Here is a 6,239-nt window from a genome sequence, read left to right on the forward strand (position 1 = left end):
TAATCAATAAGCCGTAGCTTATTGATTCTTGCGTTTACCCTGGGTAGGTAAGGTAGGACCGGCTACCAATTGCAGTTGGGGATAATACATAATAGATGAGTCTGACTTAACTAGTTCCCATTGGCTTAAAACAGAGGAATAGACGGTTTGTGCAATGCGTAAATCTCGTTCTAGAATTTCCAGAGTCAAGGCATCTTGGGACATTTTGCTAAGTTTTACTTCAAGCTGAGAAATCTGAAACTCTAGATCCCTGGCCTTGTCCTCACTACCTTGTAGTTGTGGTTTAATATCATCCATTTCTAAGGGTGGATCATCTTGGAATAAGCTAGCTTGAGGCTGATGGTGAACAGGATTCATCACCTGAGGATTTGTACAATGACTATGATCAGACTGAGTCGGTACTAGCTCAGCTAGCAATTCAATCTTTTTGCGCCGTAATTCAATCTTTTTGCGCCGTAGTGCTTCTATTGTCTCTAAGAGCTGGTGTAAGGGCAATCCTATGTTCGCCGTTTTTTCAGCTAAGCGTTGCTGTGCTTTTTCTAGATCGTTTTCGGCTGATTTTATATACACTGGGATAGTCTTTTGTTGTTGAGCAATTTCTTGCTTCCTGATTTGTTCCAGTCTTTTGTTAAACGCCTGATTAATGGCGAAGGCTTTTCGTTGCGCTTCCTCAGGGGTGACTCCTGAAATTTCAAAAACCATCATTGTAGAGTTATCGATTAGTTGAATCGAAGGCTTATCTAAGCTATCTACAGATATATTTAGCTGTTTTGCCGCTTCTTCTAAAACCGTCACACTTTCAGCTATCAACTTCAGGTGTTTTCTGGGATCATCGAAGCGATCGCTAAACCCGGCACTGCTATTACTGCTATTACTGCTATTACTGTTATTACTGTCAGCATCACGAAATTCAGAACCCTGAGTGTTAGGGAATGTCCCACTACTGGCTAATGATAATGTCCATTGGCTGACATAAAACTGATCAGTATCAGTCTCATCGTGAGATTGGAGTAAAGTATGAGATTGGAGTACAGTATGCTCTAAGGTTACAGGAGACTTTTCAGGTTTAGCAAAGACATACCTAGCAGACCAAACCACAAATAAGGGAATTAAAAGCACATGAACCAGTAAAACCGATACAGCGACCGTGATGATTCCCCATTTCACTGCTATCAGTAGACTACAGGCAAAGATGATGGTAAATAAGACATTCCAGAGCAAGCCAATTTGCGGTTTATCAATGGCTGCTAAAAGCTGAAATCCAGCAATATCAAAGGGTCTAGGAATTGCTGATAAGCAAACTAAAATGACGATAGGAACAACCATACTCCAGCCTTCCGTATGAATTTTTTCCCCAACCATAATGGGAATATAAAACGGAACTAGACTTGCTTGTAAAGCAACAAAACCAACAATCACTTTCCCAATCGTCTTCAGACTGCTAAAGTATGTTTGCTTAAATTTCGATAAGTTTGTCCGTACTTCACATAGGGCAGGGTATAAAGCAGTAGTAATCGATTGGACGATAGTCAAGCTAATTCCCAATCCAGCATTGTAAGCAAAGTAGTAAACACCTAATAGGTCAATTCCTATAAAGCGACCAATGATAAGATAGTCGAGAGTTTCCCTGAGAGTCTTTAAAAGTTCAATCCCCAGGAAATTGATTCCAAAGCTAAAAATCTTACCCCAGTATTTGGTTGTGAAAGAGCCAGTGCTCCGCCAGGGATGTTTGAACAGATATGTAATGAATTCTATAGGGCTAGCTAATATTCTGGGAATTATTATCGCCCACATTCCCATATGGAGAACAGCAAAGACAGCGGTTAGAATATTGGCGGTGGCATATCTGAGAGCGCGAGCAGTAGCCGTTACCTGAATTCGATTATCCCTTTGAATTAGTGCTGACTGTACTGCCCCTAAGGGAGAAATCAAAAAGTTAAATGCTAATAGACAAATGGGTAAAATAAGTTGGTTATCCTTATAAATCCACGCAACTGGAAAAGCAGCAAGGCACTGGATAACGAATAGACTTGCAAAAAGTACCCAATTTAACCAATAAGCACTATTACAAATGTCTTCCAGCTCATCGGCTTCCGCCTGTATAATCCTAGCATGAACACCGATCCGCGTTACTGTTTGTGAATATTCATAAGTCGTTAGAACCAGTGCAGCTAATCCAAAGTCATGGGGAGTTAAGAAGCGTGGCAAAATAAACGTTGCACCTAAACGGGAAACCCGAATAAATGCCTGGGCCACTCCCATCCAACCAAGATTGCGAGTAAAAGTGCTTCTATTACCTAGTTTGTGCTTGATGCGACTCCCTATTGTTTTGACAATTTTCACAGTGGATCTCCCATCCTGCCATCCTTTTGATGATTGATATCTGTCGAAATTGATATCTGTAAAATTATAGTGGTAGTTAGTGCTCTGAAATCATCCGATTATCAACAGATACCATCGGCATTTTCTGGCCGATTAGTTGGATTAAATGTCCAGCTAGTTTTTTAGGCATAATTTTGATTATTAATAGTTTTAAAATTAGACGTATAGTTTCCTTGCTTAGCAAAAATTTGGGGTAAAGCTTTATGGAATAGCTGAGTTTTTGACTAGCTAGCTTTACTCCTTCATCATCAAAAGCATTAGCTATACACTGCTTAGCCAGATAACGATAGGCATTCGCTAAACTCTTATTTTTAAGAGACTTAAGTTCTGGTGGAGCTGCCTTGAAGGCTCTTTCAATTACAATTAGGTTTGCCTTCTCCATCACATCAACTTTAGAGGTCATTGACTGGGAAGAGCGACGGTATAAAATTTGGTATTTAGGAACCAGTGCAAAAGGACATAAAGCTGCTAGCCTGAGGTAATAATCCCAATCTTCAACTGATTTCAGGGATGGGTCAAATTCTCCAGCTGCTTCAATATACTTCCGCTTTACCATGATATTGGAACCACTGGATATAAAGTTACGAATTAGTAATTGAGGATAAACATTACCCTCCCAATAGAGTGGTTGCCAAGCAAACAAAAACTTGCTATTATCATCTATAAATGCTGTCCAACTGTAAGCCACTCCAGCTTCTGGATTTTTGTGCAGTGCTGCTAACTGTAGCTCCAATTTATCGGGTTTCCATAAATCATCGGCATCTATAAACGTAATAAATTCGCCCCTAGAGCGACGAATACCACGATTACGAGCCACTGGTAATCCCCCATTTTCATAGGAAAACACTTTCAATCGATGATCCTTGACTGTACTGATTACATCTAATGTCCCATCAGTAGAGCCGTCATTAATGACAATTAACTCAAAATCTGAAAACCTTTGTGCTTGAATCGATTGTATCGTTTCTAATATAGTTTTTTCTCCGTTATAAACTGGAACTATTACAGATATGGTGGGCATGGCGATTATCCTTTTTTTGTATATAATTATTGCATGGTAATTTTCCACAAAAGGTCTCTAAAAACCTCTTGAGCATTTTTATTTTAGTCCCATCCCTACTACAACCAAACCAGGCCAGTAGAGGTAAGCTAATGTTTCTAGATTTTCCCCAAAGGAAAACAGGATACAAATTAATAGTATTGTTAGTGCTGTTGTAGCAAGCTTACTCCTTTGAGCTTTAATTAAAAGCTCTATAAAAGTATATACTATAGGAATTAAGATGCCAATAAACCCGACGATTCCATGAGTATATAAAGCACCATACCAAGTGTGGTGACTTCCAATAGGCATACCAGCGACAACATCAGGGCCTTTGCCCACTATAATGGCATGACCCCAAATCGGTGCATCTTCTTCCCACTTACGGTGAGAAAGCCGGGCTAAGGCCGATCTAACCCGCGACGAAGCAGATCTTTGACTGGAAAAAGAGTCTTTCAAGTTTCTAGCTATCATCAGCAGTTGGGGACCAAATAGACCACCAATAAAACTCCCTATTCCTGCCGTAATTTGCATGGCGGGTTCGGTTAGATTTCCCAAAAATGTTACCAGTATTGGTATACCCACTAAGCAGATTATCCCCATCCGGGACAGTGAACCTACAATTGCAGCAGCACAACCAATCATACCAATAAAACGCCACTTTATGTCCGGGTCTCTACTACTAAGGAAAAAGTGTACGTTACAGGCAAATGCCAATGCTGGAGCCCAAGGCGCAAATAAGAAAAGGCGTGTTTCACCACTTTTTATCACGTAAGGACTTACGGCGTAGTAACGCTCACTGTTACCGCCAATTTTTGCCATTAGGGTGCTAGTATACAAGGGCATCTCTAACCCAGTCAGACTTAACCCATAGGTAAGTGGTACCAATATCAGAGTTTGTAGGGAAAGGATAGAAATTGCTCTATAGATTATTTGTGGTCGGATGTTGAGGCAACCAATTAAAGGAAATAAGGCCAGAAGTGCCCAAGTTCTTAAAAAGGAGTTAATAAAGGATTTTATAGTTTTAACAGTTGAGAAACCCCAATCTAAATGACCCATAATTAAGGCTAGGCCAATGACTGATATGCAAACAATCCAGACCCAGACTCCAATGGGAATCCGAATCCTTTCTTCCGGTGGAGTATCTGATGTTTGCTGCCAAAGCTTCTTAATTAGATAAAAGGTTAGCAGCCAAGCTAGGGCTGGGGCAAAAACAAACTGTGCGCCTAAAAAAAATAATAAGTATGTTGAAATTATATAATAGAAAACTACTTTTTCTTCAAAGTTTTGGGGTTTCATTAAAGCCTGCCTAATGGCTTAGGTTACTGGTGCCATTCTCTGATGTCTAGCTTGATAACAAGTGGATTAGTTGTATCAGAAATCTTTTCTTTGGTTACCGATTGGCGAGGTGAAGCTATTAGATGTTGTGAAGCTATTATTTGATGGTTGAGAACGTAAGGGTGGAACATCAGAGTTAAACGATTCTACTTTGCCGTACATTGAGGGTTGTGATTTACCTTGTAAATGGGGACGTAACCACAGTAAAAATAGTCCTGCACTAATTAAGAAGGAACCAGCTGCTGCACCAAGTAAAGCCGATGACTTTTTCGGTGCTATCGCGTCTGGGGGTAAGCTGGGTTCAGCTAGCAGCTGAACTTGAGGATAGGAAAGGGATTGGTTGAATCGACCAATGGCTGATTGAGTTAAGGTTGAAGCATAGATAGTTTCCGCAATGCGCATATTGCGTTCTAGGATCTCCATCCTCAAAGCATCCTGGCTCATTTGTTTGAGTTTGGCTTCCAGCTCAGCAATCTGGTTGCTTAATACCCAGGCTCTAGCTTCCACACCCTCTTGCCGTGCTTCCACCTCAACAATTTGGCGCAGCAAATTTTCCCTGGAAGAACCAGTTTCAGGCCCAGAGTTAACACTGAGCTGGTCGATAATTGCCAAAGACATGGGGCGACCTAACAGAGATTGACTACGCTCTAGCAAAGCTGCTTTAGCACTTTCTTGCTTGCTCTTTTCGTCTACTACAGATGGATGCTTGGAACCGTATTTGGAACTCAAAACCGTCAGGGCTGCGGTAGCCTGACTGTATTCCCTTAGGGTTTGCTGAAATATCTGGTCAGCCTTAAGTACAAAAGCATCAGCAGCTTGCCCAGATGACAACTTTAGATTAGCTGAGAGGTTGCTGAGATTGGCTTTTGCTTCTCGCCCTTGGGCTAACAAATCGATTTGTTGTTGTCGTAAGGCTTCTATAGTGGATGATAGCTGGTTAACTTGTTCTTTCGAGTTCAATCCAGTTCTAGCTTTGTGTTCAGACAGACGTCTCTGAATATCTGCTAAATTTTTCTTAGCTGCCTCCAAATCAGCTTGAATTGGTAGCTGATTTTCTACTACTTCTTCTTGCCTAAGTTGTTCAAGTCTCTCCTGGAAAGCCTGGTGCATAGCAAAACCTTTCTGTTGGGCTTCCTCAGCAGAGTCTCCTTTGATTTCAAAGGCCATCATAGTTGAATTGTCTACTATTTTGACCCTAGGCTTGCCCAGCTCTTGAGAGGACATGTTCAGTATACTGGCAGCATCCTTAAGCACCGGCTTACTTTCCGCAATGAATTTCATCTTTTCCCTCGGGTCATGGGAGCGATCGCCAAATGGTGACCTAACATCTGAACTCGCTCCCCCTAATTCTGGGATATTAATTCTAGTGGATGAGCCTGAGACAGGTAGTGATACTGCCCATGTACTGGTATAAGTTGGCTGAGCTGATTTCAAATAAAAAAATGTTAAGCCCCAAATTCCGGCATTAACGGATATCCCA

The 6,239-nt window shown here is 41.2% G+C and carries 4 protein-coding genes; all 4 read right to left on the reverse strand.

Annotated features, from left to right (window positions below; genetic code table 11):
• Nucleotides 1-18: 18 nt before the first annotated feature.
• Nucleotides 19-2,343, reverse strand: coding sequence for an oligosaccharide flippase family protein (locus F6J94_RS28205; protein WP_293046482.1), 2,325 nt, complete (start codon nt 2,341-2,343; stop codon nt 19-21).
• Between the two features lie 76 nt (nt 2,344-2,419).
• Entirely contained in the window at nt 2,420-3,403 is a 984-nt protein-coding gene (locus tag F6J94_RS28210) for a glycosyltransferase (RefSeq protein ID WP_293046484.1), read from the reverse strand.
• Between the two features lie 78 nt (nt 3,404-3,481).
• Entirely contained in the window at nt 3,482-4,720 is a 1,239-nt protein-coding gene (locus F6J94_RS28215; protein ID WP_293046487.1) for an O-antigen ligase domain-containing protein, read from the reverse strand.
• 75 nt (nt 4,721-4,795) lie between these two features.
• On the reverse strand, nt 4,796-6,239 hold a 1,444-nt coding region (locus tag F6J94_RS28220), incomplete at its 5' end, for a hypothetical protein (RefSeq protein ID WP_293046489.1).

This window comes from Moorena sp. SIO1F2, from assembly GCF_010672755.1.
GTDB lineage: Bacteria > Cyanobacteriota > Cyanobacteriia > Cyanobacteriales > Coleofasciculaceae > Moorena.

Excerpts from the sequence above, each read along its gene's own strand:
- F6J94_RS28210 (WP_293046484.1), bottom strand. The coding sequence starts at position 3,403 with ATGCCCACCATATCTGTAATAGTTCCAGTTTATAACGGAGAAAAAACT.
- F6J94_RS28215 (WP_293046487.1), bottom strand. The coding sequence starts at position 4,720 with ATGAAACCCCAAAACTTTGAAGAAAAAGTAGTTTTCTATTATATAATT.